This window comes from Methylobacterium sp. WL6 (assembly GCF_008040095.1).
In the GTDB taxonomy this organism is placed as follows: Bacteria; Pseudomonadota; Alphaproteobacteria; order Rhizobiales; family Beijerinckiaceae; genus Methylobacterium.
Genome location: NZ_VRVH01000026.1, coordinates 1 through 24,047 on the forward strand (window position 1 = coordinate 1; position 24,047 = coordinate 24,047).

Sequence of the window (24,047 nt, forward strand, 5' to 3'; positions counted from 1 at the left end):
ACATGTTCCTGTTGAAGCAGGCACGCGTCTCAGGGCCGTCCTCAGGCGGCAAACCGGTGCATAAGGTCGCGAAATCGCCAGCGCAGAGCAGCTGCATGGCGGCCTTATCCTCGGGGGACACCGGAGCAGCCATGGTCGTGCTCGCTGCGAACGCGGCAAGCACGATGCCGACCCCAAAACGTACCAACATCAGGTTCTCCCAAAACACTCGGTGATCCGGGTCTAAGCTGAGAACCACACCAGATACCCCCTGGTTGCGCACGGGGAGTTTTGTTCCAGCTCGCTTTACTAACGTAGTCAGGGTCCAGCAATGTCATCTCGGCGGCCGGCGTTGCGTTCTTGAAGATGGTGGCGGGACGCTGATGCCGCTGAGTTGTCGAGGGCCAAGGAGGGCAGTGCTCCTACTGCTCCCTTGAAATGCTCGCGACCACGTGGGGCATACGCTGGAAGGCCCTCGGCCTGGTTCGCGTGGATACGCTCCCGGAGGGCGACCGCCCGCTGGGCAATCGCATCCGCATCGCAACGGCGGCAAGGTCCGCCGCGGCCGGCGGCCTGACAGTTGGTTGGGTGCTGACATGAAGAGCGTGGCATCGCGGAGAGGATAAGCAATTCGAGGCCAGTATCACCCCCCTCCCCCGACACGGTCGTGGAACGGGCTTGTCGCAAACTCGAACGCGCCTTCTTTCACGGATCGTTGGCCATCCCTGACCAGCTTGCCGCCTCCGCCCAGGAGTCGGCTATGATCCAGGCCGCCATCGCTGCGAAGCTGAAACAGCGCTCCAAAGCCGACTTTAAGGGCGGCCACTACGAAGCGAAGCTCATCGTGCAGGCCGTCTCCTGGTACCGGCGCTACCCGCTCAGCTACCGCGATATCGAGGAGTTTTTCTTGGAGCGGGGCCTGGAGGTCGATCACAGCACCCTGAACCGTTGGGTTCTGGCCTACGCACCGCTGATCGAGAAGCGGTTACGGCAGTTCCGCCGGCCACACTGCGGATCGGTCCGCATCGACGAAACCTACATCAAGGTGCGGGGCGAGTGGCGCTACCTCTACCGGGCCGTCGACAAGCACGGCAATCCCGTCGATTTCCTCCTCACGGCCAACCGGGATCTCGACGCGCCCAGGCGGTTCTTCCACAAGATGCTGCGGGAGCAGCCTTTGCTCGCTCCGGATTACATCGGCACGGATGGCGCCGGCGCATACCCGCCGGCCATCGCCGAGAGCTGGAAGGCGGGCCTGCTGCCGCGCACCCCGACCCACTACGTCACCAAGCACCTGCAGCAGTGGATCGAGAGCGACCACTTTCGGGTGAAGCGATCAATACCGCGGATGGGCGGTTTCCGCTAGTTCAACACGGCGCAGCGCACGATCCAGGGCTTCGAAGCCATGCTCTGGCTACGCAAGGGCTTCGGTTTTGCCGGCGCATGGACGGTGAGCGAACAGAACCGCCTACTCTCCCTCTGCTTCGGGCTTCCCCAAGCGAGCAAAGCGTGAAAGCGGGACGGCAGAGGTCGTTCCGCGTCTCAGATCCGAGTTTGCGACAAGCCCGGCCATGGCGGCCTGATGATCAACCGGCCGTCCCCACACGAAATCACTGACAGTCCCATCACTCGGCGAAGATCTTCCGCCCGCAGGCAGCGACGTCACACCAGAAGCGTCGTACCATGCTTTGGAGTTCGACACGCCAACCACCGAGTGGCAGGTCGGCAGCACGGCGCTGGTAGCGGCTTTGAAAGCGACGTGACGAGGTCCGGTAGTCTGGGCAAACCGCCATCGCAGCTCCGGACCTGACGACCAGACCGATCCGATTGGCGCTTATATCGAGATGATCGACGACAAACTCAGCAGGTACGAGGCTCGACGACCTGAAGCAGGGGCCCATGCTTGCCGCCCCATGCTGGATGTCCGCAACCTCAACGCCGCTGGCATCAGCAAGAGTGAGTCAGAGTCACGAGTGAACGCCGATCCAGGGTCCCGTTTCAACGCTTCTTGACACGCGAACTGCATCAGGATCCCGGTTAACGGCACAGCAGCCGCGGGGTTGCCTAGGCAAAGTTTGCGGTTGAGTGCGCATCAATGGCTGGAGCACCGGGCCGAGGCTGAACTCCCCTCGCCTCTTCCGCTCTACGAGGGCGCGCAGGTACCCACCAGGGCTCTTGATGTGCTCGGCACGCTGGAGAATCGCCGCCACCGTCACAGCGGCGGTCTCGTCGCTCATTACTTCACATGCCTTGCGCCATGTATCAGGGCTGATGCCGAGCATGGGTCGGATCTTCTCCGCCGTGTCCGCCAAGTCCCTCCAGGAGCAGATTTCTTCACGGGCGAAGTCCGCCACGTCAGGACAAGCATTAAGAACGAGACCAAGGAGATAGGTGCCCCGCGTACCGCCATCGCCCATGGGGCTAGCTTCATCTCGACCTGGCACGCCGGAGGTCTTCATCACCATTCCGAAGGTTGGTTCAAAGTCAGGATTCTCTGGATTTGAATTCTGAATTTGCCGCTCGGATTGGGCGGAAGTGCTGCTCAATTCTGATAATTCGTCGTGTGCAATGAGCAGCTTGCCCACATCGAAGGCGAGCGCTGTTAGGGCAGCCCTGCCTCCTCCAGATGCCCGGGCGCCGGCACCCGCGGCAAGAGCACTCACAACGGCGGCATAGCGGTCCCGTAGCGTCACCGCGGTGCCTGGTGAGCCCCCCCCGCCTCCAGGGCCTGGATGAGCTTCGCACAGCCACGGCGAAGCAGGGTCACGCGCTCGCAGGCGACGCGCAGCGCCTGCGCCTCAGCTCGAACCTCGCCGGCTTGCGTGGCCATCTCCTCTGCGCGGGCGACGAGGGGCGCAAGATTGAAGCCGTAGGCCTGGGCGATGGCTCCCCCCTGCCCTCTCCGGACGTAGCGCTTCCCGTTCGGGCTGTCCCGTCGAATGAGGAGCCCGGCCTCGACTAGGGCCACGAGATGCCTACGAAGCGTCGCCTCGGCGATACCATGCGCTCGTAGAGCAAGAGCGGCGTTCGAGGGGAAGAAAACGAGTCCAGGCTCCTCCCCGGCCGACAGAGCGGTCTCGGGATGAAAGGTCAGAAGTGCGTTGAGAACGGCGAGTGCCCTATCATTAAGACCGAGCCGGGTGCGAGCCGCGGCGATGTCGCGGAACACCGTCCATTTGTGAACCGTGGTCTCGCTAGGGCAGCCGTCCGCGTTCGCTTGAGCTCGGATTTGCGCAGGCGTCACCCGCCGCCGCCCAAAGGGCGTCGTGATGTGCAGATCCATCGTCTGACTGAGTACCGGGCGAAGATTGGGGGTTGGCCGAATCGACGTCAAAACGCTTGACGATGTGCCGGGAGATATGGTCCTCTGCGTTTGCTAATGACCAGAGGGGGGCTTCCGGACGCGGTTCCGGGGGCCCTTTCTTTTTTTGCGGTGTCCTCGTCTCCTTTCAACTCTTGCTGCGGGTCAGGTTAGCCCTTGCTCTGCCTGTAGGCGGCAAGGATCTCGGGGAGGCGCTCGGCGAGGTAGTTGGCGAAACCTGGTTCCGCCTTCTCGTCCAGTGTCACGCGCATGCCGTCAGAGCTTCGCTCGACGCGAGCGAACTTCACACCCTTGGCATTTTTTAGGGTCTCGGCCCTCGGCTTCACCTTGCGAGCCGACGGCGCAGCTAGCGCGGCTAGGATCACCGCGAACCGCTCGTCGGACGCCTTGCCGGCGAGGTCCGGGGAGGCAAGGGCGGTATTGACCTGCTCCGGAGTCGCCGCGCGAATGCGGTCAGCAAGCGTCAGCCAGCGCGGGCGGCCGACTTTGGGAGCCGGGCCGATCGCAGTCAGCACAGAGCCGGGGATGGCCTCTGCGACAGAGAGGTAGTTCGCAAGGTCAGGGCGGTGCACGCCCATAGCTTTCAGGATCACCTCGCGGGCGACGCCGACCTGTTCCATGTTCCGTGCGAAGTGGGCCTTCTCGATGTAGCTGAGGTTCTCGCGCGCGAGGTTCTCGGAGCCCTGAGCGATAATCAGCTCGGCATCGGAGAGATCCCGCACCACGGCACGCACAGGCTTGCCCAGAGCCATAGCCGCACGGGTCCGACGTCGCCCGTAAGCGATCTCGTAGTGGTTGTTCCGGCTCGGGTGGCGACGCACGAGGATTGGCGTGTGCTGCCCCTCCTCACGGACCTGCTCCATGAAGGCGTTGAAGCTCTCGTCGGTTACATCGGGCACGCGGTCGGCAATCGCCGATGGCAGGCACAGCGCAGGGTCGATCTCGACCACCGCACCATCCGAGCCCAAGGAGCTCGGCCGGGATGCCGCCCACATTGCCGCCATGGAGCGTGCCGCGGCTGGACGCTTCTCAGAAGTGGGAGAGGGGCCTGTAGCACCTGATACAGGGGTGTAAGTCATTGAGGGATCTGGAGTTGACTGTTGTGCCGTGTCCGACTGGACCGGTACTCCCATGATGGCGCTGAGGCGCTTCTTCTGGCTCACGTCCGGCCCCATACACGCGCGATCAGACCCTCGATTTCGCCGTTGACCGCATCAAGCGCGTCGAGCGCGCGCCGGTAGGTTGAACCGGTCACTTCGTCCCGCCGCAGCGGCGTCTCATAGACGGTCTGTCCGCGCAGGCCGGAGTTCGACACGGCGGTCGACTGCAACATGGCCTTGGTCAACACTCGGTCGCCGAATAGCCCGCGCAGCATTGCGACAACCTCGGTCTGCGGCGTGTCCTGCGGCTCGAACCGGGTGACAAGGTAGCGGAACCAGTCATGGGTTGGAGCAGCCCCCTGCTCGCGGACCGGCTCCATGATCTCGTCCAGCATCGTGAGGAACTGGCGCATGCTCGACACATCGAGCATCTGCGGATGGATGGTGATGAGGAGGGCGGTCGACGCGCACAGCGCCGCGATGGTGAGGTAGCCGAGCCGGGGGGGGCAATCGATCACCACAACGTCGTAACGGTCAGCCACTTCGCTCAGGGCCAAGCCCATCCTGGCGAAGAACGGAGGCTCGGTATCGTTTGCCTTACGCCGAGCCGAATGCATCGGGGCCTCGAACTCGAAGACCTCAAGCTCAAGGTCGGCTGCAACCAAGTCGAGCCCAGTGAAGTAGGTCGGCCGGATCACCTCACTCAGTGGCCGCCGCTCCTCGTCGTATCTGATCGCGTCGTAGATGGTGGGGTAGGGCTCCTGCTCGTTCTCGTGTCGTACCCCCAGCAGCGTAGAGAGGCTCGCCTGAGGGTCTAGGTCGATTGCAAGAACGCGATACCCTCGCAGAACGAGCGACTGGGCGAGGTGGGCCGAGGTAGTGGTCTTGCCCGAACCTCCCTTGAAGTTCACGCAGGCGACAACCTGGAGGTGCTCACCCTTGGCCGGATCTCGATGAGGCAGGTAGCGCCGGCCAACTCGGTCGATCTCGTCGAGGTACGCACGCAGCGCATGAATGTCAGCCAGGGTGTAGAGACGGCGCCCGCCGGGGGCGACCTCCAGCTCCGAGACGAGAAGCTCGGGCGAGAGCTGCCGGACGCGGCTGTCGGTGATGCCGAGGATGCGGGCGACCTCGCCGGAGGTGAAGCGTCGAAGCGTCTTATCCTCAGAGGGCGAAAAGACGACGGACGCGATTTCGCGCAGCTTGGCCCCGAGGATTCGGGCATCGTGTCCTGCGGTCTGGTTCGACACAGGCGCTAGGCGTCCGCCTGACTGGACATGCTGGGTCATCGGCGCTTCTCGTTTGCGGTGAAACGGCGAGAATCACCATAGCACCGCAAGCGAGCAGAGTGAGACGATTCGGGTAGGAAAGTCCAGTCTGGAGCAAGCCTGACCCTGACCCTGCACTAACTTTGAACTAGGACCACCTCGTGGGGACGGGTCATGACTGACTGATCGAAAGGGTTCCTTCTTACGCGGTGGGAGGCGGCATTCTCAGCCCCTCATGCCGCTTGCATAAGGGCACGCTACGGAACCAGGCGCCCCGTGATCGTCCGTGGCTCAGTGCAACTCTATGTGATCCATGCGAGGATCAGCTTTCAAGCTAACGACAGGCAGCGGCCTACGGCTGGGTTGGATGGATTTCTGCCGGTCCGCTTCGGGACGGCGATGTATGAAAGCGGAAATCGCCGCCGAGCCCAGTCCCGACCCTTTGCGGAACCTGGGAACTTCCGCTTGCAAGCTGCTCGTAAAGGTAGAGACCCCCGGCCGAAACGGGTAAATTTTCGCCAACCTGCTTTCGGAAAAAACTTTGTCGTCGGACCTAGTCCAAGGATTTCCCGCGCGCCGCCTCGCGAGTCTGGATCGACCAGGAGCAAGCTACGACAGTTCAACGCAATGGAAGCTGTGCTGCGACAGGTTGTCGAGGCCGCTCCGGATCAGGCCGGGCGCGAGGCTGTCCTCTCAGAGGCATGGGCCGGGCTATCGGGATGGTGTTCGTGAGCTTCGCCGTTTCTTAGGTCCGGCTGAACGGGCCATCACCCGACGCGATCTCGGTCCTGTCGCCAAGAAGCCGACGCCCGGACGCGATCACCTGCACGGTTTCACGACTGCCGCACTCGTGCCGGGCAACGGTTTCCAGATCGCGCAGATACTCGACCAGAGATTGACGATCCCGCGCATCTCCGTTCAGCGCGGGTCGGACCTTCGCTGTGACGAGGGCAGGCACGCCGTCCCAAAATCCAACTGATGCCTCAGGGATGCTCGACAAGCAGCATACTCCGTTGATTGCGGACGATCCTCTGTCGGCCGTTTCGGGAGGCTCGGCATTCACACAGGTTGAATATGCGCGCCTTGGTCAGCCTGCAGAGCGGAGAGGCGCTTCGCGACAGGCAAGCTTAGGCCTTGCTCGCCCGATGCGGGCTCGGATCAAGCTTGTGCTTCACGGTCGTCTGAACGTGGTTCGCGGCCTCCTGACCCGAACCTCGATCTGGGGCATCCTCAGGGAGGCCGTCTTTACTCAGCCGTTTGGATGCAGGAGCTGGCTCGGCATCATCGACGTTGTGCGATGACTTGTGAGCGTGGTCGGTTTTGCTGGCCATGAACGTCTCCTGCTGTTCCGGGGAACCGGACATTGGGTGATGGGTTCAGCGACGCGTCGAGGTGACCAAAGCCATTGGAGGCCGGCTATGACGCCCTCCGAACGCGCTGCCTGTAAATTCCGGTCTCCGCGCCGCCATCCACGCCGCTCGTCCTACTGCGATCACGATGGAGACCGTGCGCGGTTCCCGCCGAACATGTGCCCCGCCAAGCGCCGTCGCTGTCACACCAAGCCAGCAGCCGGCGCGCGCGGTCGATGCCGAAAAGACGGTGCGGCCAAAGCGCGATGCGCGCTACGGTGCACTTTCTTTGGTGTTAGCGAGGCGTATCTCGATCCAGATCCGGGCCGCATCCAAGTCGGCGAAGAGGGGTGAGCGCGGATCATCGAGTGCCCCGAAGCCTGCCTCCAGGAACCACTTGCCCGCGTCCTCCCCATGCTGATCGGACAGCTGAACCAGCACGGCCGCGAGAAACCCATCGGCGAAGACGAGCCGGCTCTCCTGGTCGCCGCTCCCCGTAGCGACCTGCACCGGCTGGAGGCGCAGGTTCATGCCGCAGCCCTCTCTCCCAGATGCAGATAGTTGGCCTTGAACTCGGCCAGCGCCTTGAGGCGCGGAAGGTCGAGGATCGTCAATCGACGCTGTCGGAGGGTGATGAGCCCCTGCCGGCGGAGTTCCTGAAGCGTGCGGTTGAGATGCACGCTCGACAGGCCGGTCGTGTCCGCAAGGTCCACCTGCGTGAGTGGCAGGTCGTAGCTGTAAGCCTCGGACAGTCCCACCACCTGCATCCGCACCTGAAGCTCGCAGAACAGGTGCGCGACGCGCTCAAGGGCCGAGCGGCATCCGACGTTCACCAGCCACTCGCGCAGGGTCGCCTCGTCCACCAGCGTGCTCATTCGGAGCGCGCGGGCGATTTGCGGGTGATGCTCTACCACCTCGGTGATCATCGCCGGTGTGATGCGGACCACGCGGCAAGCCGACAGTGTGGTGATCGCGTGGTCCATCGTGTCCAGCAACCCCACGTCGAGGTCACAGAGGTCGCCCGGAACCAGGTAGGCGGTGATCTGTCGGGAGCCGTTCGCCCGCACCTTGTGGCGACAGGCCATGCCTTCCAGGATCAGGATCACGCCCTCCGGCGCGTCGCCTTCGCGCGCGAGGTCGGTCTGTGATGGGACGATCCGCGCTGGAGCGCTGATCCGCTCCAGCACCGCCTTGTCCGCGTCCGACAGGGGCGCGAAGCCCTCCAACTTGCGTACGAGCGGGTTGCCCCAGGTGGCAACGGTCTGGGCCGGCCGAGGTGGCGTCGGCGCTTCAGTGCTGAGGGGGGCGGCACCGGAGAGGGCCAACTCGTCCACGAGGGTCACCACGTCCCAAGGCAGAGCGGGCTTGATGAGCCAGGGGGCGTTCCGAAAGCTGGTCGCCGCTGGTTCGTCGCGCTGGACGCTGGTGTGAACGAGAAAGGGAATTTCGCGCTGCTGGAGAGCAGGGGACAGGGGGATGCAGGGTCCATCCCGTAGCATCACATCGAGGACAACCAGGGTCGGCTGCTCGCGCTCAAGGGTTCGGAGCGCTTCCTCCGTCGTCGCGCACGGACCGAGCACCCGGTAGCCCGCCGTCTCCAAGGCCTCGCTGAGGTCCATGGCGACGATGGCGTCGGGTTCTGCAAGCAGCACTGAGGCCTGCTGCCCCATCCGGTTCATGTATGGCTCCCGCTTATTGCGCTGCAAAGCCACTTGCCAATACGTGACTCCAGCAACGCATTTATAAACGCCGGTCCATAACATCTGATAGTCGCTGTCGGCCGTTCGTGCGGTTGCCGACATTTCTCCAAAGCTACGTTTCACATTTGTTATGTCGAGTTTCTCACAGTTGACCTATCGGAGCCTGTACACATACTTGGCCATCGTCTGCCGGTAGTTCTGGGCGTAGGCGCTTAGGAGACAGTGTGCACTCTTGCCCTTCATGGGAGAGAGCCGTGCACCAACTCCAGCACGCCACCGTCCAAAACCGCCTACTGAAGGCCCTGCCCGCCGACGATTTCGCGCGGCTCCAGCCGCACCTGCGGTTCATGACAGGTGAGCTACGCCAGACGCTGATCGCGCCCGATGAGACGATCCGAACGCTGTACTTTCCGGAGAGCGGCTTCTCCTCGATCGTCAGCGGAAGCTCCGGCAAGGTCGAGGTCGGGCTGATCGGCCGGGAGGGCCTCGTCGGGGCGACACCTGTTCTGCTCGGGGTCGATCAGACGCCGTTCCACCACTTCGTCCAGCACGCTGGCGAGATGCTGGCGATCGACACCGCGGACCTGATGGCAGCAGTCGATGAGAGCCCATCGCTGCGCAAGCTGTTGCTGCGTTTCGTCCAGACCCTACTGCTCCAGACGGCGCAGACCGCCTTCGTCAACGCCACCTACAACATCGACGTGCGCCTCGCCCGCTGGCTGCTGATGTGCCACGACCGGCTGGAGGGTGATGACCTCGCGCTCACACACGAGTTCCTGTCCACGATGTTGGGCGCGCAGCGCTCCAGCACAACGCTCGCTGTTCAGGCCTTGGAGGGGCACCGCATGATCCGTGCGCGGCGCGGTCGCATCACGATCCTGGATCGCCTGGCGATGGAGGCGGTTGTTGAGGAGGGCTACGGCCTACCCGAGCGAGAGTATGCGCGGCTGGTCGAGAGTACCTGATGCCACGGTTCTTCTTCAGCGTCCGGCACCGCGAAGGCCCATCAGGGCTGGCGATCGATGAAGAGGGCGATGAGCTACCCGACGAGGCAGCTGCCCGCGACCACGCCCTGTCCGAGGCTCGCAAGATGATCGCGCGGGACAGGCTGACCATGATCCGCGACTGGATGGTGTGCAGCTTCGAGATCACCGACGAGGCCGGCAACCTCGTGCTTACGGTGCCGTTCAGCGATACCGTCCCTCACCATGATGGTTTGGACTGATTAGGTCGAACTGCGTCATAAGATGCCGAGCAAGGCCACAATCCAGTTCGTGGAACGTCCGGGAAGGGCCGGGTGCGGAGCTTCTGCTGTTGGGCCAAAAGCTTAGGTCCGCTTCCCACCCCAAGCTGAAGTTGCCGAACGGCTGACGAACGTCCGCTTCAAAAAGGAGATAACGGCGGCCTAGGCGTCTGGGTTGGGTCTGAAACGGAACGTCCGCTTCCTTGTTAGGTCGACCCAGCACGGACGGAAACAGTCCGGAAAACGCTCGTTTATCCGACATGTCGTTCGGGCCATGTGGGAGGGGTGGCTCAGGCCGGATCTCGGTCCATCCGCTCCTCAATGATCAGCGAGGACAAGATCATTCGCTACCCCTCTTCGCAATCTCGCGCAGCCAACATTCCGCGGACATCGTGGCTCCTAACGCTGTCGCGAAAGCGTAGGGCGACTGAGTTACCGATGTGGTGGACAACGCCGTGATGCTCCACCGATAGGAGCCCAGTTGTTGCTCGCTCGGGAACACCGAGATCACATGGCCGCGTTTCGTAACATCTGTCATACCGGGGCCATGCCACGCGGATGCGCGCCAACTACAGCCGAGTCAGCCCCGCGAGATTTCGAACTGAACCACTATCTCTGGCCCTTGATGTCCGCTTCGGGAGATGGGGAAGGGTAAAGCTTGATCCGATCATGGAAAGCATGCCGCTCTCGCCTCAGGGCATGAGAGCTTCGGCTTGAGCTGGTTGATGATCCAGTACTATAAACTACCGGACGATAACGGTCGTCTGCAGAACCCAATCCTCTGGTGGGGCCTTGGAATGAACGCTGTGACGGACTAACGTGATAGTCCTGTCTGCTCCATCGACGTACAGTTGATTGCCAACGGCGTATGAGTGAAACGGCTGACGGGTCGGACCGAAGCTGCCGAAAGTTCTGCCCTGCTCATCTTGAAATACAACTACGAACGCGTGGTAGACCTGCGGGCCCGCGTCGGCCCCGAAACTCATGGCATGACCGTTCATCGCGCAACCTCTACTTTTATCTGACTGATCGTTAGATTGTGCGACCTATCCACGGCGCCTGTCTCTGTGAGCATAAATCGGCTAAGCGGCTTCTTTCCATGTGATCACCAAGCTCGGATTGTTGCCGGGCTTTGTGAGCGGTCGGTCAAAGCGCAGACCGTTCGGACTTGCACCGCAAGCTCAGGTCTTTTCGGCGCAACTTGTTCCGACGCTTGGGTCGATAGCGCACCGGAGCCATGAAGGCTCACTCGCCTACTCGACCGCGTTCGGATGCGGCGATGGGGTGCCGCAGTAGATCTTCGCTAGCAGCGGGCAGCCGGCATGATTACGACGATGGTCAAGCCTTCGCTTTGCCCTCGAAGTGAACGTGCCGGGGATTGCCACGCGGCCATGACAAGCCGGGCACCGCTTCTCGGAAGCGACGAACTTGATTGAGGCTTCGGCGAGACTGACTACGAGCCATTGCCCGTTGACCTTCACTTCGCATGGGCTTGGGACTGGCTGGGTCACGCACCGCTCTGACATGCGAGCCAGCTTCTCGCCAGGGCATTTCGAGCCGTTCAAGTCACAACCAGGGCGGCCGATCAGTCCAGAAAAACGCGGACGCCCTCGGTGTTCAGGATGCTCCGCTGGTCGGCACACCAGCGCTCGGGGCCGACCTCCGCGATTTCCTGTGCAAGGCGCTTGCCCTCATCGTCGACAGCGGTCTGAGCCTGCTTCTGCCCAAGGCTTTGATCGAGTGTAGGCCGTACGGTGCTAGATAAACCGTCCGACACCTTGTCGTCGATCGCATAGAACTGCCGGCAGTGGAGGACGATGCCAGCCTGTGCGCCGACGATGCGCACCAGCCCGTCGATCTTCTCGGCTCGCTGCCCGTCGTCGGTTGGCGCGGCCGTGCAAACGCCGGCCGTCAGGATCGTGGCGAAGGCGGCGAGGACATAACGCATTGGAGGAAAATAGCCGATTGAGTGCGCATGTCGAGATTGCTGCCGGAAACATAGCGGACCTTCGCCTTCAATAACTCGTTGGTCCGTCGAACCAAGGCAAACCGGAGAAAGTCGTGAGCTGGCAAGGTATGAAGACCGCACCACGGGACGGGCAACGGTTCGTTGCAGGCCTATGGATCGGTCAGGGTTCAGCCGCAAAATTCGAAATGCACATCATCCGCGCCGACATCCGCGGCGAGAGAGTTCACCCAGAGGATGATCGGGGATGGTCATGGAATGACTACACGCATTGGATGTTGCTGCCCGTGCCGGCCCGACCGGGAGGCTCAGATCGTCCGACCTCCGGCGGAAAAAGCCTGCCCCCCCCCATGACGCATCGAGTTCATCCACTCGGCTGAGCATCAAGCGCGGGTTCTAAAAAACAACTGGAACGTGGTCGATCATCGGGACTTTGCTTCCCGGGAAACGTCATAGGAGCGATACGATGATCGACGCTGACACCCCGCAGCCTGGCGACGATCCGGCGCCGATCGGAGACCCATCGCCTGCACCGCAGGAGCCCGAAGGCGATCCACCGCCGAGCCCCGCGCCGGCACCGCAGATGGACGACGAGGCGGCGATCGAAGAGACCGAAGAGCAGCCGAGCTAGCTCTTTCAGCCTCAAAGGTTCCTATAGCGGTTGTCGAGACCGAATGCTCTCGCTAGAGGGCGCCATGGACAAGCTCGAAGCCCTCCTGGACCGCCTCAAGATCCGCCAGCGCGACCTCATCATGGACGCCGCTCAGTACGACACGATGCCCGCGGATAGCACCCTGAAGCGGATTGCGGAGTTGGAGAACGCAATCGCGGCGGTGGAAGCGGTCGCCGGTGAGGAAGCGGACAAGCAGCGGCGATAGCCTTCGGCAGGGTACCCGCCGGGTGCTGTTGTCAGGCCTCAGCGGGTCATAGGTACGGGTCACCAACGCGAGAAGTGCAGCGTAGCAGCGGTCGCCATCAGGGCAGCGCCAATCACAATCAACGTGGCAGCCAGAGGGTTCTGCGGCATTAGGAACTGGATCTCGACCACCATGGCTGCGCCAATGATGGCACCTCCAGCCACGATAAACGCGTCGCGGATTCTATCGGGCTGTCCGCGTCTGCGCATTGTTGTCTGCCTTCGCGGTACCGCTGGTATCCTACGCCGAAAACGGGAAGGGCGCGCCGGGTGACGGCACACCTTAGGTGCATTCGCCGAGACAGATCCGCACAGGGTCTGCCGCGTCATCGACCGAATGATTCTAGAGATTATGTTAAGAAGCTTGAAACGCTGGGAATGTGATTGGGAAGGAATGATCACATCCGCGCTTCTGTTCGCTGCTGGGATCGCAGCAGGGTGCTACTATCGTCTATGGGTAATCCTGTTCGCCTCGGGGTGCGTCGTTGCTGCGTACATCGCAACCTGCGTCATCCAATGGAGACTCGGCTGGCTGGAGTTCCTGATCCTCTTTGCTCATCTGAGCGCTCTGCAAGGCGGATTTCTTCTCGCGCAGTACCTTCGTCCGAGGATCTAGCAGCGCGGATCGGAGGGAATGGCGTCAGAACCAGACGATCTTGCCACAGACCAGGTAGATGGCGATCCAGAGTAGGACCGGCAGGAGGCACATGGCGACAACCAAGGATGGGCGCGGACGGCGCGATGGGTGTCCAGGTTGGTGATTGAGGGACATAGAGTGCCGATATCTAACAAGCCCAAGGAGATACCCAGGACAACCGCATAAGCTAAGCCGTTGGCCCGTGGTGCGGGTACGGATCAAAATGGGAGAAAGTTTCGCTCCAAACTTGAAGTCTCACGATCCTGTGAGGTTGATCCAAACGGCGTTTTTCCCGCCGTTGCAGGAGCGCTCGACAAGCATTTTGGTCAACTCGGCCTGCAATTCCTCGACGTGCGCGTGCATCTCGCCGGCATCCACGGCGGTCTCGACAAGGAGTTCCTGCGCCTCGGCGAGAGCCGCGCTCAGCTCAGCGTTCTCGGTCGCAAGCGCCAGGATCAGCGCCGCCGTCTCGTCGGTCATCCTTCGTCAACTTGTTCGGCAGATGCTGAGCTACGCTGCATACGCGGCCAGCTGATCGCCCCCGATCCGCTGCGGCGGCCCTGCTTTCCCACCCCACGGCAGGGCCGCCACCTACTTTTTAGCTGACCAGTCCCCCTTGGGCTCTCACGACTTGGTATCAGCCTGACTCCGCGTTGCAGAGCACGGCAAAGGCCTACTCCGCAGTACCCCACTCGTCCCTGGCTTCGGCGGTGGTCCTGTTTAACCGCACCTCACCGTTCTCGACAGCGTCGATCGAGTCGACATGGATGAAGTGGTGAACGCCTTCCGCCTCCGGGTCGGTACGGGTCAGTTTGATGCGCTGCCCGTCGAGATGATCGACTGTGCCGACGTGTCCACCGTCAGAACCGGAGACCGGCATGTGTTCCTGGATCTTCGTGATGTCGACCATGGCTGCGGCCCTCAAACTGCCTTGACCTTGCTAGTTTTGCGCGGCGCAGCCTTCTGCGTCACCTCCGCATCTTCCTCGGCATCAGGCTGTTCAGACCCCTCGACATTGATGCTCTCGGCGATTTCCAAGAGCAGCGCGTCGGTCTTCTTCTCCTCCTGCAGGGTCTCGTCGAGGAGCTTCGCCGCGTCTGCGTAGCCAAGCTGGCTCGCCCAGGTCTTCAGGGTGCCATAACGGGCGATCTCGTAGTGCTCGACGGCCTGAGCGCAGGCAGCCAGAACCGCATCAGCCGCCGGAGTGTCACCGAAGTCCTCCAGGTCCTCCTCCATTTCGGAGGTCAGGCCCTGCATCGCCTCGCAGGTTTTGGCACGCGCCGGCTTGCTAATGATCTCGAACACCTGCTGCAGGCGATCGACCTGGTTGGCACTCTCCTCGGCGTGGGTCTCGAACGCCTGTTTCAGCTCGGCATGCTCGGCGGCCTTGGCCGACTTCTTGAGCGCTTTCACCGACTGCTTCTCGGCGTAGTAGACGTCCTTCAAGGTCTCGTAGAACGCATCATGCAGTGTCTTCGACTTGGTGGCCATGTGGCGGGTCTCCAGTTTGCGACGAGCCTCGATCAGGCGTCACTTCGCCGGCCAACGCCCCCATTCAGGATCGGGTCCCGTAGATATTTTTGGCCTGTGTAGGAACTGGGACAATCCGGTAGCGAACGGCTACGGCGCTGAAGCCGCCGGTGAGTTCGAAGAGCCGTAAGGCTGCGGAGCCGTCCTCACGCCCCCGTGACGGCAGCGACACGGTTCAGTAACCGGATCGCCACATGCCGATCACGGTGCAGCGGTAGACATCCCCGCTCCTGCAGTGAACCGGAGCACTTGCATGGTACTCGCCGACCTCGATAAGCGTGCCGAGTTGACCGTCTGGCCGTCCAACGGGTTAGCTCATACCGCACGCGGACAGGCGTTCTCCACCCTGCGCGAAGCCATCGCGGCAGCGGCTGAAAGCATCCAGGTTGACGACGCACAGCCTTGGATCCTCACTGAGGACGGCGACATCCTCTCGCCGCGTTGGATCATGGCAAACGCCGCTCCGCACCGCATGCAGTAGGCAGAGAAGTAGCAGGCCATAAGCCGGCGCCTGCAGTTCCTGTTCCCCGCAGCATCGACCTTCAAACGACCACCCGGCCCGAGGCGTCACGGGCACGACGCAGGGAACTGGCCCGCATCGACCTGTCGTCGTCTTCTCCCTGTGCCGGGCTGCCTGACGGCGTTCGCGACCGCCGCCGGCGCACATGCGTCGAGAGGCGTGTGCTGTAGCAGTCATCAGCCGCTTCGCAGCATCGGTTCAAGGTGTCCGTTTTACATCAGGCTCGATGGTGAACTCGCTTGCGATCGTGTCGTAGACGCGTGTGAGCCACTCCTCCGCAGTCCGTGCCCGTTCCTCAGCCGCCTTCAATTTCTCGTCGGCCGCCTTCAGCAAGGCGTCGGCACGGCTCTGAATTTCAGCGGTGCGCGCCTCAGCAACTCGGACGCGCTCGGCGGCGTTGCGGACATCCTCGCGGACGCGATCGAGCACCTCCTGGACGCGCAGCTCCTGTTCTTGAGCCTGCGCCTCGACCTCGCGGGCGTGCTTGGCCGCATGCCGAACTCGCTCGATCAGCTTCGACCAGTCCTTTGATGAGGAGAGAGGCGTCGGCAGCGATCCGCCGCTGATGTCTTCAACGGGCGCAACAAGCCGAACCACTTTAGCCGGACTTGCCTTAAGGGCAGGATCTTCAACAGGAGCGTCTAAAGCTGACAAGCTCTGCCAAAGGTATTTTGTTGCCGTGTCCATGGCTCCACCCCTCTAAAAGCACTTGAGGCCTAATTCGAGCGAAGGCCTTCGGTTAACGACTTGGTTAGGCGCACTACCATTCAATCAACGTTTCAGCGATGGGCTTCTGGAAGCAAAATGAAAAGCGGAGAGGGTGTTTCTCAGACAGCACACTAGCCGCTTATACCCTACGCAAAGCAGCTTTAACAACTTGCGGTTGTTTATAATGCAACATGAGTTCATTCAAAACCTGTTTCATCAATGGTGGCCATGGCGCGTTGTATTCTTTAAGCAATCGCGCTGCGAAGATCAGAGCTGTAAGCTTCTCGGCTGAGATGGGGTGTTTCACAACTTGAGCATATCTAACACGTGCAGCGAGCGCCGAGCCCAAGCGCCGGCGGCTTTCGCCGACAGGTCATCTTGCATCGTTACAACGGTCGATTTGTCGTCCATTTTCGTCTTTCCACGACACGGCTCAACCGGTCCTGCCTAGCTCTCGGATGTCAGACGCAGCTTTATTGCCTGCGCCATTCGTCAACTGTCGGCAGCCCTTCTGTCTTCTCCCGCCCTCTAAATTCACAGGGTAAGGTACAGGAGTATTCGTGCCCTGCGGGGATCTGCACCCACCCCCTGATTGACGCGGTGCGGCACCGCGCTCGGGGGATCGGGCGAGTCGCAGCCAAGCACACCACTCCCGCGACACGATGCAGACTACGTTGGTATCGCTACGGAAGCGAGCGAGGCGGCGTTCCTCGACGGTGAGGAGGCAGTGCCTTCGAGCCTCACGGATCGCGTTCCGCACCATCGTTTCGGATACGCCCGCAATCGCGGCGATGTGTCCGACGGCTAGACGACAGTCCCCCCGCTTCGCCACCTCCACTGCGATCACGGCGAGCACCGCCTGCTCGGCTAGGGTAAACCGTGCCGCAATGCCCGGTGGAAGCCGCCCGGAAGCTGCCCAGCGCCGTCGGCGGGCCATCGAGGCATCCGTGCACGGGCGAGAGCCGCTGCGGCGCCTGGGGGTTCCTAGAGGCTTTGGGGCGTGAGTTCCGGTATCAGCCTGCCGCGCCTCGATCAGCCCAGACAGTGCCTCGGTCTCGGCTTCGGACAGGTGGCCTTCGCCGAACGCCTTCCACATTGCGGAAGCGACGGCCGGCAACGCGGCGCGCGGGGCCACCTCCGCCTGTCGGCGGATCTCATAGGCGTAGTTCATCGCTCACAGCCCTGCTCGGGCCGCGTCAAAGCAGGAGGCGCAGCGGTAGCTGTCCCCGGCAAAAGGCAAAACACCATCGTCTCGGGAAACGATCCCGATTGACTCCCGGCGGGAGCTATGATGTCTGGGGAGTTGTAAGCGGTCTCCGCAGACCCATCGATTTCGACGGCCTCACCCTTGCCGGGGTGGGGCCGTTGGCGTTTTGGGCTTAGGTCTTTCTCGCGGCCTTGGTCCCTTGTTCTAGCCGGCTCACGACTCGCCACAGGGCGCGCCATAGCCGGACATGGCATGTCGGCTGGGTGACACCGTTAAGTCAACGTTGCGGAGTGGATCGTCACTGGCGTCGTTGAGAGCTGATGCAGCTGACATCGAGCATGGTACGAGAGCCGGCGTCCTGCCGCAGAGCTGCGTCGCACCCGAACGCGATCGGATCATCTAATGCGCCGCTTAGCCCTTATCGCTTATTACCTCGCTGTTTCCGTTACTACCATGGTAATGGCCCAACCGGCGGCCAAGTCGACCGCTCCGGCCGCTACACTTGATCCCGCAACGCTGAAGGCGGCTCGTGATGTTGTTGCGCAGATGCAGGGGGATCGGACGGCGCTGCTGAACGCGATGGCGACGCCGATGGTCGGCATGATGCAGCAGATTGGGGTCAAGCAGCAGGATCAGGCTCAAGCCCTGGTCCAGGAGGTCGTGCTTCCGACCCTCACGGCTCACTACGATGAGCTTCTCGATATCCAGGCCCGCGGCTTCGCTGCGGCCCTTGGCAAGGACGACCTGCAGGTAATCGCGACGTTCTACGCCACCCCGACCGGCAAGCGCCTAGTCGCTGCCCAGCCCCAGCTAGCGCAAGCGCAGCTCGTAGGAACGCAGCAGTGGATGCAGGCAGTGATGCCCGAGATGCAGGGTAAGCTGACCAAGGCGATTCAGACCCACGGATGGGGATCGACCGGACCGGCGAAGCCGCACTGACGGCACAACGGCAAGGTCGATTTCGCTGCCATGATCCGATCCGAGTTCGTCCAGTTCCTCGCCGCGCTGAACCCGCAACTCTACGCGTAGGATTGCGAGGCCGTGGTTGATGCCATCCTAGGCCGGCTCTCAGACGCCATCGCGGCAGGCGATCGTGTCGAGCTGCGTGGGTTCGGCTCCTTCACCGTCGTGGAGGCACAGGCGCGGGTGGGGCGCAATCCGCGATCCGGCGCGCCCTTCTCTGTCGAGGCGAAGTCGAAGCTGGTCTTCAAGACCGGTAAAGAGATGCGAGACCGGCTCAACCCAGAGGCGGAGGTGCCGTGAGTGATGACCCCTTCCACGAAGCAGTCGAAGCCCTCCGTGCGATCGGTCGGACGGTGGAGCCGACCGGCGGCGACCTCGGGCTGTGGCTGGTCGACGGCCACGAGTGCACCGACGGCGAGCTGATCGCGTTGGTGCGGCTCTTCGGCTTGGTTGAGGGACCGGAGCGGATGCAGTGAGCAGCGTTCCTAGGTACCTGCGCAATCCGCGCCGTTGGTACGACGCCGATGGCATTGAGCAGCCGCCGGCCACCATCGCGAACAGCAAGGCTAACGGCGCGCGCGGGCTGCTGATCCACTGCGAGTGCGGACACGCTGGTGCGATGCCGTTCGACGGCCTGCCGGACGATCTGCCGGTACCCGATGTCGCGCTGCGGCTGATGTGCCCGGCCTGCAGACGAAAGGACCGGATCAGCACGCGGCCGAACTTAGCGGGTGCACACACCGGCGCCGGGCCGAAGCTGCGGTCGGTAGAGTAGCGCAGCCGGCGGCTGTCAGCCGCGTTGGGCCCTCCGGCCCGGGCCCCTATCCCCGCCGGCCCACATCCGGCGAGACCCATGGCATCACCTGCACCGATCCGACCTGCTTCTGCCTTGACCTTCCCATCGTTGGAACGCTTAGGCCTGATTTGTATAGGTTAAGTTCGCACGGGGGAGATAGGTATGCGGCACATCGTTTGGTTGGCAGGGGCGGCGTTCGCGACGGCAATGGCCGGAAACGCGATAGCCCAAAGCCATCACCCTATGCACATGCAGATGGATCGCGCTGGCAAGGGCAACGCCGCTGACACGCCTGCTACGCGAGAGTTCAAAGCGTCACATGAGCAGATGATGAAGAATATGGCTGTACCCTACACGGGTGACGCCGATGTGGATTTCCGCCTGCAGATGATCCCCCACCATCAAGGCGCAATCGATATGGCAAAGGTCGCGATGCGCCGCGCAAAGGATCCCTGGAGCCGTCAGCTCGCCGAGTCGATCATCGTGGAACAGCAGCGCGAGATTGTACAAATGCAGGGATGGCTTCAAAGCCATGGCGTGGCGACCGCCTCCAGCCGCGGCCCGACCCACATCATTGGCCCGAACTCGTTTCGAAGCCTGTCGCCGGAGGCTGGTACTCGTACCGAGGCTGCGGGAGCCACTTGGGTACCGGGGTCCGGCGTTCAATAGCAATCAGCGTCCACAATTCACCGGGATCGCCATACGCTTGCGTCATATTGTTTTTTGTTACATAAAGCCATGGGAACAGTTGGGCTTGCGCGCCCTTTACTCTATATCGCCAGCCGTTTCTGGGCGCTGGCGGCTGCGAGCGCTTTACGCTCCTGCCTATTCTCGCGGAGCGTGCGATGCCTCACTACCACTTCAATGTCGATGATGGCGCCCGCACCTCGGACCATGAGGGCATGTTCCTCGCAGATATTGGAGCGGCCCGTCGGCAGGCTGTAACGATCGCTGGGGCCTTGTTAGAAGCCGACGCTGATCGGCAGCGCGATGGCAGGCCGTGGCTGATGTCAGTCACGAACCAAGCGAGCGAGGAACTTTTCCGGCTCGACTTCAAACTCACTACCAACGCCCTTGGTGTATTTGTTCCATAAGTCAGAAAAACCCGCCGCGGCCGAAGCCGAGCGGGCTGATCTGACGAGTTCCCCGCGGATGAACCCCGCTAGAGGTAGGCCCGTCCCCGATCTGATCACGGGGCGACGGGTGCTTCGTGCATCTTACGAGCGAATCGGTCCTGAGCCCGGCTTGCCTGCACGGTGCCTCCGGTCTGTTACCAGCGAATCAACGATCCACCACCGGTCAGTCCCAAGACAAATCCGATCGCTTCTTATGCCGCGGGATCGTGTTCGTTTTGGCGTGGTTAACCCAGCAGATCTTCAGCGCGGAGTCATCGCCATGGCCCAGACCCGGCATCTGAATTTTTACTCTGACCCAGTCGAAGAGGGCGCGCAGGCTCGTATCCATGGCAGGCCGAAGGATGCTTGCCCCTATCCTCATAACAGCGAGGAGCGCGTATCCTGGCTGGAAGGCTATGACGGTACGCCACGCGATGATGCTCCCGATTGGCATCTGGGGTCAGCGATCCGGGCGCCGTAGAGAAACCCAAATAATCATGATCTTAGAAGCTCAGTCCGCGCAGCATCCTGATGCAATTGCAGGCAGGGTACTCCTAATGTCTAATCTGAGATATCTATCGCCTGCTGAGCAAGAAGCATTCCATCGGGCAGTACGTTCCTGCTTCGCAGCTAGGGCGCTGGAAGCCGCTAACGAAAATCGAGAGATTGACCCAGCCTGGGTGTGAAAGACGCTCTTAGACTAGTATAATTGTGTTCGGACGATTGTGCTTCAGGGCTGTGCCTTTACCAATGGGGCATTAAGCCTGCGTACCCGCTTGATACGACCCACCCAAGCTGATCCCTTTCGACGACACCGGGCGCGTGGCGAACGAGGCTGCAGCGTAGGGTTTCCGCGAAAGGTCGTGGAGTGCATCCCCGACAAGGCCCGGCAAGCGTTGCAGCATCTGCCGCTCACAAGCCGCAGCGATGCGGATACCAAGCTCGTGGGTGTGACTGCGGCTGTAGAGGTAGACCGCAACCCGCGCGCGGGTCGCCTCGCGGATGCCTTCCAAGAGGCTGGGCAGCATCTTGGCTTCGGACGCGATGATCCACCCCTGCACCTCTGAGGCGACGGTGCAGTCTGCAGCCGGATCATCGATGGTGATCGGGTACGCTCGGTTCACGACGGCACCTGCGGCTAGATGCGAGCACGGTGACGGCAGGCGGTTAACGAAAGATGTCGAACCCTACCGCTGCCCTAGAAATCAGTGCGAGGCGCCAGCCGAGATTAATTCATCGGTGATGTACTGACCGGTTTCCGTATCTCGCACGGAAACCTTGCAGCTTTACAGCTCTAAGCGCCTGAGATCATCCAGCGTGAGGTAAGCGCCTGTCTCAGGATCGTAAAGCCCATTGCCGGCGTACCCGGGATAAGGCGAAGGAGTTTCGATTTTTTGGCGGCCATCGCCGGCTGCTCCGGATATGAACCGGACAGGTCGCGTCCAGTCCTTTCTGGAGCGATTTCAGAGTGTATGCTTGCTAACAACCAAACAGGCTAACGCTCCGCCTTTCGCTGAACGATCAAGCCGTACCAGCCTAGGCCAAGGTAGGTCTCATAACCTGGCGTCCGGTGGAAGGCTGTAACGGTGCCCGTCTGGCTGTCTCGGACAATTCCGTTGGTTTGGCCCTTCAGATCCAGCGGTAGCACTTCGGTGAGGACACCTTGGCCGTCAGACGCTGCAAGGACACGGCGGTTGGTATCGACGAGCAGGACGCGGGTTCTTGCACGGTCCGCCGGAGCGACGCGCACCCCTTCCACGATTGCACGGGCCTGGGGCTCCCAGTCGAAGTGGATGCCGAGCACGCCAAGCACCGGCCCATGCGCTCGGCCGCCTTCACGCACGCCGGCCGCGTAGGTGGCGACCTGAGCCCCACCGAGGCGGTTCTCACGGCGTACGTTCGCTCTGACGTAGTCGTCACCACTGCGCAGCGCGATGGCGTTCTGAAACCAAGGCTCGCCGGCTACGCTATGACCGCACACACCCGAGTATCGATCGGGTCTGCCATTAGCGATGACGACGCCGTTCCGGTCGCAAAGCCAGAGATCGAGGTAGACGGTATAGGCTGACAGGATGACGCCCAGGCGTTCGCAGGCGTTCGCAGGCGTAGGCGGCGGATGCCTCACCCGGGCTTGCCGCGCAATCGACGACGGCGGCATCGGTCGCCCACCAGCGCACGTCGCAGGTCCGTTCATAGAGGTTCCGGTCGATCAGTTCGACGGCGTTCAAAGCTAGGTCGGTTAGGCGCTCGGCCTCGGCCTTCTGCGCCATACCTTCGACGGCCTCCTGCAGCATGCCGATCCGCCCCGACAAGTGAGCCTTGAGTTCACGAGCCACACCATCGATCTCAGCCCCAATTGACCGAACTTCCTGCGCAACGACGGAAAAGACCCGTCCTTGTTCACCAGCACGTGCAGCCTCGATGAGCGCGTTGAGCGCGAGGATCCTAACCTGCGCAGTGATCTGCTGGATCCGGCGCGTCTTGTCGCCGGCGATCTGATTGACCTCGGAAGTGAGGCTCGCAATCGCTGCCAATGTGGGATCGAGACTAGCCGAGACGCCACCTGTCGTTGGACCAGATCCTACAACTTTAGGATGCGTGTTCATCGGATTATCAACTTTCGCGGCTGCATTTAGAATGCAGGGCTATGGTTAATAAGTTCTGACAATCGAAAACAGGTTTGGGCGCGTTATCGCGTTGGCGTTATTGGATCGTCGGCAGGAGGTGATAGCTGTGAATTGATAGAGGTTTGCTTAACCTTCTGAGGTTGACCCCTTCCATTCTCGGAACCAGTGTCGGGCCCCATTTTTTAGAATCATATCGGGGGCGGCTCATGAAAATGGCCCCGCAAGCCAAAAGCCGCAGGGCCATCAAATTGCGGCGTAGGCGTCTGGCCGGAGCTTCAGCAGTCGTTGCTGCCCGGCTTCACCACCTGACCCTCAGCGGGCTTCTTTTCACCATCCACAGGCTTGGTGCCGGCGCCAACGTTGTTCAGCGCGCCAACCGTTCCGGGAGACTCGGCCTTGGCGCCGGGGGTCGTCTTGGCAGTCGTGGTGCCGTCGGTCATCGAGCTCTTGTCGGCCGAGGACGACTTGCCTTCCATGTTGGTGGTGGTTCCCACTGCGCACGGGGCGGCGAAGGAGGCGCCGGCCGTCAGCATCAGAATGGCGGCTGCGCCTGAAAGGGTTGCAAGCTTGGTCATGCTTCCTCCAATCGTATTGCTGGGAGGAAGCCCATCTCAGCACGATGGTTCCGGACCTGCGCCACTAGGGTTCTTTCCGCCCTTGGAAGGGTCGAAGCAGCCAGGCCATCCCCTTCACCTCAGCTTGCTCGACCTCCTCTGCAGCCGCCATCCGGCCTGTGTCTTTGTCGATCTCGTGAACGATCTGCATCAGTAAGGCCGGTAGCGGGATGCTGTGCTCGTCGAGCAGGAGAGCGGCATCCAAAAGCGCTCGGATATGCTGGTCAAGAATTGGCCGACTCATGATTTGTGCGTCCAGCACCTGATCGGCGAGGAGGCCGGCGAGGCGGGAGACCTCAGATAGGCGCTCAGGCGAGGAGGTCATGTCTCACGATCCCGAAGCCGGGTAGCGGTCCTACTAATCATAGAGCATCATTCTCGGTACAGGCCTGCAATGCGATGCGACCGGCTTCAGTGATCTCCCACTCCCGCGACCCATCAGCGGCAGTGGCCCCAGTTAACACCGCGTACCCACGCTTTTCGAGCT

28 protein-coding genes and 4 pseudogenes are annotated in these 24,047 nt (G+C 62.0%); 13 read left to right on the top strand and 19 right to left on the bottom strand.

All coding sequences use genetic code 11. The features are described from left to right. A partial coding sequence (locus FV230_RS30305) for a hypothetical protein (protein ID WP_147841701.1) occupies nucleotides 1-190 on the bottom strand: 190 nt, incomplete at its 3' end. A gap of 549 nt (nucleotides 191-739) precedes the next feature. Here FV230_RS30305 and FV230_RS06245 point away from each other — a divergent pair. Beyond that, nucleotides 740-1,492, top strand: a pseudogene (locus tag FV230_RS06245) (IS6 family transposase). A gap of 115 nt (nucleotides 1,493-1,607) precedes the next feature. Here the strand turns inward: FV230_RS06245 and FV230_RS06250 are convergent. The 8 genes and pseudogenes from FV230_RS06250 to FV230_RS06280 form a co-directional block, all read right to left on the bottom strand. After that, nucleotides 1,608-1,880 (bottom strand): annotated as a pseudogene (locus tag FV230_RS06250) (ISL3 family transposase); the annotation flags it as partial. A 66-nt stretch (nucleotides 1,881-1,946) separates the two neighbouring features. Then, complete coding sequence (repC, locus tag FV230_RS30580) at nucleotides 1,947-2,672, bottom strand: plasmid replication protein RepC (RefSeq protein ID WP_246694758.1); 726 nt, start codon at nucleotides 2,670-2,672, stop codon at nucleotides 1,947-1,949. After that, complete coding sequence (gene repC, locus FV230_RS30585; protein WP_246694759.1) at nucleotides 2,669-3,262, bottom strand: plasmid replication protein RepC; 594 nt, start codon at nucleotides 3,260-3,262, stop codon at nucleotides 2,669-2,671. Before repC (FV230_RS30585) ends, repC (FV230_RS30580) begins: the two co-directional genes overlap by 4 nt. A gap of 188 nt (nucleotides 3,263-3,450) precedes the next feature. Then, complete coding sequence (gene repB / locus FV230_RS06260) at nucleotides 3,451-4,476, bottom strand: plasmid partitioning protein RepB (protein WP_348642124.1); 1,026 nt, start codon at nucleotides 4,474-4,476, stop codon at nucleotides 3,451-3,453. Then, nucleotides 4,461-5,690: a plasmid partitioning protein RepA gene (repA, locus tag FV230_RS06265; RefSeq protein ID WP_147841703.1), complete on the bottom strand. Its 1,230-nt coding sequence runs from the start codon at nucleotides 5,688-5,690 to the stop codon at nucleotides 4,461-4,463. Before repA ends, repB begins: the two co-directional genes overlap by 16 nt. A 724-nt stretch (nucleotides 5,691-6,414) precedes the next feature. Next, complete coding sequence (locus FV230_RS06270) at nucleotides 6,415-6,627, bottom strand: hypothetical protein (protein ID WP_246694761.1); 213 nt, start codon at nucleotides 6,625-6,627, stop codon at nucleotides 6,415-6,417. A gap of 664 nt (nucleotides 6,628-7,291) precedes the next feature. Beyond that, entirely contained in the window at nucleotides 7,292-7,549 is a 258-nt protein-coding gene (locus FV230_RS06275; protein WP_147841704.1) for a hypothetical protein, read from the bottom strand. Beyond that, nucleotides 7,546-8,697, bottom strand: a complete 1,152-nt coding sequence (locus FV230_RS06280; RefSeq protein ID WP_147841705.1) for a helix-turn-helix domain-containing protein — start codon at nucleotides 8,695-8,697, stop codon at nucleotides 7,546-7,548. The genes FV230_RS06275 and FV230_RS06280 overlap by 4 nt, the downstream gene beginning before the upstream one ends. A 275-nt stretch (nucleotides 8,698-8,972) precedes the next feature. Here FV230_RS06280 and FV230_RS06285 point away from each other — a divergent pair, with 275 nt between their 5' ends. After that, nucleotides 8,973-9,683, top strand: a complete 711-nt coding sequence (locus tag FV230_RS06285) for a Crp/Fnr family transcriptional regulator (protein ID WP_147841706.1) — start codon at nucleotides 8,973-8,975, stop codon at nucleotides 9,681-9,683. Next, nucleotides 9,683-9,943, top strand: a complete 261-nt coding sequence (locus FV230_RS06290) for a hypothetical protein (protein ID WP_147841707.1) — start codon at nucleotides 9,683-9,685, stop codon at nucleotides 9,941-9,943. Before FV230_RS06285 ends, FV230_RS06290 begins: the two co-directional genes overlap by 1 nt. Before the next feature lie 1,603 nt (nucleotides 9,944-11,546). On the opposite strand, the gene FV230_RS06300 is transcribed toward FV230_RS06290, so the two are convergent. Beyond that, the gene (locus tag FV230_RS06300) at nucleotides 11,547-11,909 is read right to left on the bottom strand and encodes a hypothetical protein (RefSeq protein WP_147725988.1); all 363 of its coding nucleotides are present in this window, start codon (nucleotides 11,907-11,909) and stop codon (nucleotides 11,547-11,549) included. Between the two features lie 484 nt (nucleotides 11,910-12,393). On the opposite strand from FV230_RS06300, the gene FV230_RS29410 reads away from it, so the two are divergent. Both FV230_RS29410 and FV230_RS06305 read left to right on the top strand, forming a co-directional pair. Then, entirely contained in the window at nucleotides 12,394-12,558 is a 165-nt protein-coding gene (locus tag FV230_RS29410) for a hypothetical protein (RefSeq protein ID WP_187274943.1), read from the top strand. Nucleotides 12,559-12,622: 64 nt separating this feature from the next. Next, on the top strand, nucleotides 12,623-12,805 hold the full coding sequence (locus tag FV230_RS06305) for a hypothetical protein (protein ID WP_147725987.1): 183 nt from the start codon (nucleotides 12,623-12,625) through the stop codon (nucleotides 12,803-12,805). 930 nt (nucleotides 12,806-13,735) lie between these two features. Here FV230_RS06305 and FV230_RS06310 read toward each other — a convergent pair. The 3 genes from FV230_RS06310 to FV230_RS06320 form a co-directional block, all read right to left on the bottom strand. After that, nucleotides 13,736-13,960: a hypothetical protein gene (locus FV230_RS06310; protein WP_147841708.1), complete on the bottom strand. Its 225-nt coding sequence runs from the start codon at nucleotides 13,958-13,960 to the stop codon at nucleotides 13,736-13,738. A 193-nt stretch (nucleotides 13,961-14,153) separates the two neighbouring features. Continuing rightward, nucleotides 14,154-14,390: a DUF2171 domain-containing protein gene (locus FV230_RS06315; protein ID WP_147725985.1), complete on the bottom strand. Its 237-nt coding sequence runs from the start codon at nucleotides 14,388-14,390 to the stop codon at nucleotides 14,154-14,156. A gap of 11 nt (nucleotides 14,391-14,401) precedes the next feature. Next, nucleotides 14,402-14,971, bottom strand: coding sequence for a ferritin-like domain-containing protein (locus tag FV230_RS06320; protein WP_147841709.1), 570 nt, complete (start codon nucleotides 14,969-14,971; stop codon nucleotides 14,402-14,404). A gap of 292 nt (nucleotides 14,972-15,263) precedes the next feature. Here FV230_RS06320 and FV230_RS06325 point away from each other — a divergent pair, with 292 nt between their 5' ends. After that, entirely contained in the window at nucleotides 15,264-15,491 is a 228-nt protein-coding gene (locus FV230_RS06325; protein ID WP_147725983.1) for a hypothetical protein, read from the top strand. Between the two features lie 237 nt (nucleotides 15,492-15,728). On the opposite strand, the gene FV230_RS06330 is transcribed toward FV230_RS06325, so the two are convergent. Together FV230_RS06330 and FV230_RS30590 are read right to left on the bottom strand one after the other, a co-directional pair. Then, nucleotides 15,729-16,217 carry a hypothetical protein gene (locus tag FV230_RS06330; protein WP_147725982.1) on the bottom strand — a complete coding sequence of 163 codons (489 nt, stop codon included), beginning with the start codon at nucleotides 16,215-16,217 and terminating at the stop codon, nucleotides 15,729-15,731. A 454-nt stretch (nucleotides 16,218-16,671) separates the two neighbouring features. Continuing rightward, nucleotides 16,672-17,409, bottom strand: a complete 738-nt coding sequence (locus tag FV230_RS30590) for a helix-turn-helix domain-containing protein (protein ID WP_147841711.1) — start codon at nucleotides 17,407-17,409, stop codon at nucleotides 16,672-16,674. A gap of 438 nt (nucleotides 17,410-17,847) precedes the next feature. Here FV230_RS30590 and FV230_RS06345 point away from each other — a divergent pair, with 438 nt between their 5' ends. The 7 genes and pseudogenes from FV230_RS06345 to FV230_RS30595 all read left to right on the top strand — a co-directional run bounded on the left by FV230_RS06345 (nucleotide 17,848) and on the right by FV230_RS30595 (nucleotide 20,800). Beyond that, nucleotides 17,848-18,384 carry a DUF2059 domain-containing protein gene (locus FV230_RS06345; protein WP_246686667.1) on the top strand — a complete coding sequence of 179 codons (537 nt, stop codon included), beginning with the start codon at nucleotides 17,848-17,850 and terminating at the stop codon, nucleotides 18,382-18,384. Nucleotides 18,385-18,414: 30 nt separating this feature from the next. Beyond that, nucleotides 18,415-18,708: pseudogene (locus FV230_RS06350) on the top strand (HU family DNA-binding protein). Continuing rightward, nucleotides 18,705-18,884 (top strand): hypothetical protein, encoded by a 180-nt coding sequence (locus FV230_RS06355; RefSeq protein ID WP_147725979.1) that lies wholly within the window; start codon nucleotides 18,705-18,707, stop codon nucleotides 18,882-18,884. The pseudogene FV230_RS06350 and the gene FV230_RS06355 overlap by 4 nt, the downstream one beginning before the upstream one ends. Beyond that, a complete protein-coding gene (locus FV230_RS06360) occupies nucleotides 18,881-19,183 on the top strand; it encodes a hypothetical protein (protein ID WP_147725978.1) in 303 nt (100 codons plus the stop codon). Before FV230_RS06355 ends, FV230_RS06360 begins: the two co-directional genes overlap by 4 nt. 183 nt (nucleotides 19,184-19,366) lie before the next feature. Beyond that, nucleotides 19,367-19,873 (top strand): DUF305 domain-containing protein, encoded by a 507-nt coding sequence (locus FV230_RS06365; protein ID WP_147725977.1) that lies wholly within the window; start codon nucleotides 19,367-19,369, stop codon nucleotides 19,871-19,873. Between the two features lie 176 nt (nucleotides 19,874-20,049). Then, a complete protein-coding gene (locus FV230_RS06370) occupies nucleotides 20,050-20,298 on the top strand; it encodes a hypothetical protein (protein WP_147725976.1) in 249 nt (82 codons plus the stop codon). 301 nt (nucleotides 20,299-20,599) lie between these two features. Continuing rightward, the gene (locus FV230_RS30595; protein WP_147725975.1) at nucleotides 20,600-20,800 is read left to right on the top strand and encodes an Rmf/CrpP family protein; all 201 of its coding nucleotides are present in this window, start codon (nucleotides 20,600-20,602) and stop codon (nucleotides 20,798-20,800) included. A gap of 277 nt (nucleotides 20,801-21,077) precedes the next feature. Here FV230_RS30595 and FV230_RS06380 read toward each other — a convergent pair whose 3' ends face one another. The 4 genes and pseudogenes from FV230_RS06380 to FV230_RS06400 form a co-directional block, all read right to left on the bottom strand. Next, entirely contained in the window at nucleotides 21,078-21,443 is a 366-nt protein-coding gene (locus FV230_RS06380) for a hypothetical protein (RefSeq protein ID WP_147841712.1), read from the bottom strand. Nucleotides 21,444-21,814: 371 nt separating this feature from the next. After that, nucleotides 21,815-22,925, bottom strand: a pseudogene (locus tag FV230_RS31200) (methyl-accepting chemotaxis protein). Between the two features lie 296 nt (nucleotides 22,926-23,221). Next, nucleotides 23,222-23,521: a hypothetical protein gene (locus tag FV230_RS06395; RefSeq protein ID WP_147841715.1), complete on the bottom strand. Its 300-nt coding sequence runs from the start codon at nucleotides 23,519-23,521 to the stop codon at nucleotides 23,222-23,224. A gap of 64 nt (nucleotides 23,522-23,585) precedes the next feature. Beyond that, complete coding sequence (locus tag FV230_RS06400; RefSeq protein ID WP_147725971.1) at nucleotides 23,586-23,885, bottom strand: hypothetical protein; 300 nt, start codon at nucleotides 23,883-23,885, stop codon at nucleotides 23,586-23,588. Nucleotides 23,886-24,047 lie beyond the last annotated feature (162 nt).

What these genes read in the sequence shown, in the direction of transcription:
- FV230_RS30590 (WP_147841711.1), bottom strand. Translation starts at nt 17,409, where the DNA reads ATGAACTACGCCTATGAGATCCGCCGACAGGCGGAGGTGGCCCCGCGC.
- FV230_RS06315 (WP_147725985.1), bottom strand. Translation starts at nt 14,390, where the DNA reads ATGGTCGACATCACGAAGATCCAGGAACACATGCCGGTCTCCGGTTCT.
- FV230_RS06400 (WP_147725971.1), bottom strand. Translation starts at nt 23,885, where the DNA reads ATGACCTCCTCGCCTGAGCGCCTATCTGAGGTCTCCCGCCTCGCCGGC.
- FV230_RS06320 (WP_147841709.1), bottom strand. Translation starts at nt 14,971, where the DNA reads ATGGCCACCAAGTCGAAGACACTGCATGATGCGTTCTACGAGACCTTG.
- FV230_RS06280 (WP_147841705.1), bottom strand. Translation starts at nt 8,697, where the DNA reads ATGAACCGGATGGGGCAGCAGGCCTCAGTGCTGCTTGCAGAACCCGAC.
- FV230_RS06300 (WP_147725988.1), bottom strand. Translation starts at nt 11,909, where the DNA reads ATGCGTTATGTCCTCGCCGCCTTCGCCACGATCCTGACGGCCGGCGTT.
- FV230_RS06310 (WP_147841708.1), bottom strand. Translation starts at nt 13,960, where the DNA reads ATGACCGACGAGACGGCGGCGCTGATCCTGGCGCTTGCGACCGAGAAC.
- repB (WP_348642124.1), bottom strand. Translation starts at nt 4,476, where the DNA reads ATGGGGCCGGACGTGAGCCAGAAGAAGCGCCTCAGCGCCATCATGGGA.
- FV230_RS06330 (WP_147725982.1), bottom strand. Translation starts at nt 16,217, where the DNA reads ATGGACACGGCAACAAAATACCTTTGGCAGAGCTTGTCAGCTTTAGAC.
- FV230_RS06345 (WP_246686667.1), top strand. Translation starts at nt 17,848, where the DNA reads ATGCGCCGCTTAGCCCTTATCGCTTATTACCTCGCTGTTTCCGTTACT.
- FV230_RS06305 (WP_147725987.1), top strand. Translation starts at nt 12,623, where the DNA reads ATGGACAAGCTCGAAGCCCTCCTGGACCGCCTCAAGATCCGCCAGCGC.
- repC (WP_246694759.1), bottom strand. Translation starts at nt 3,262, where the DNA reads ATGGATCTGCACATCACGACGCCCTTTGGGCGGCGGCGGGTGACGCCT.
- FV230_RS06290 (WP_147841707.1), top strand. Translation starts at nt 9,683, where the DNA reads ATGCCACGGTTCTTCTTCAGCGTCCGGCACCGCGAAGGCCCATCAGGG.
- FV230_RS06325 (WP_147725983.1), top strand. Translation starts at nt 15,264, where the DNA reads ATGGTACTCGCCGACCTCGATAAGCGTGCCGAGTTGACCGTCTGGCCG.
- FV230_RS06275 (WP_147841704.1), bottom strand. Translation starts at nt 7,549, where the DNA reads ATGAACCTGCGCCTCCAGCCGGTGCAGGTCGCTACGGGGAGCGGCGAC.
- FV230_RS06395 (WP_147841715.1), bottom strand. Translation starts at nt 23,521, where the DNA reads ATGACCAAGCTTGCAACCCTTTCAGGCGCAGCCGCCATTCTGATGCTG.
- repA (WP_147841703.1), bottom strand. Translation starts at nt 5,690, where the DNA reads ATGACCCAGCATGTCCAGTCAGGCGGACGCCTAGCGCCTGTGTCGAAC.
- FV230_RS06370 (WP_147725976.1), top strand. Translation starts at nt 20,050, where the DNA reads ATGCCTCACTACCACTTCAATGTCGATGATGGCGCCCGCACCTCGGAC.
- FV230_RS06365 (WP_147725977.1), top strand. Translation starts at nt 19,367, where the DNA reads ATGCGGCACATCGTTTGGTTGGCAGGGGCGGCGTTCGCGACGGCAATG.
- FV230_RS30595 (WP_147725975.1), top strand. Translation starts at nt 20,600, where the DNA reads ATGGCCCAGACCCGGCATCTGAATTTTTACTCTGACCCAGTCGAAGAG.
- FV230_RS29410 (WP_187274943.1), top strand. Translation starts at nt 12,394, where the DNA reads ATGATCGACGCTGACACCCCGCAGCCTGGCGACGATCCGGCGCCGATC.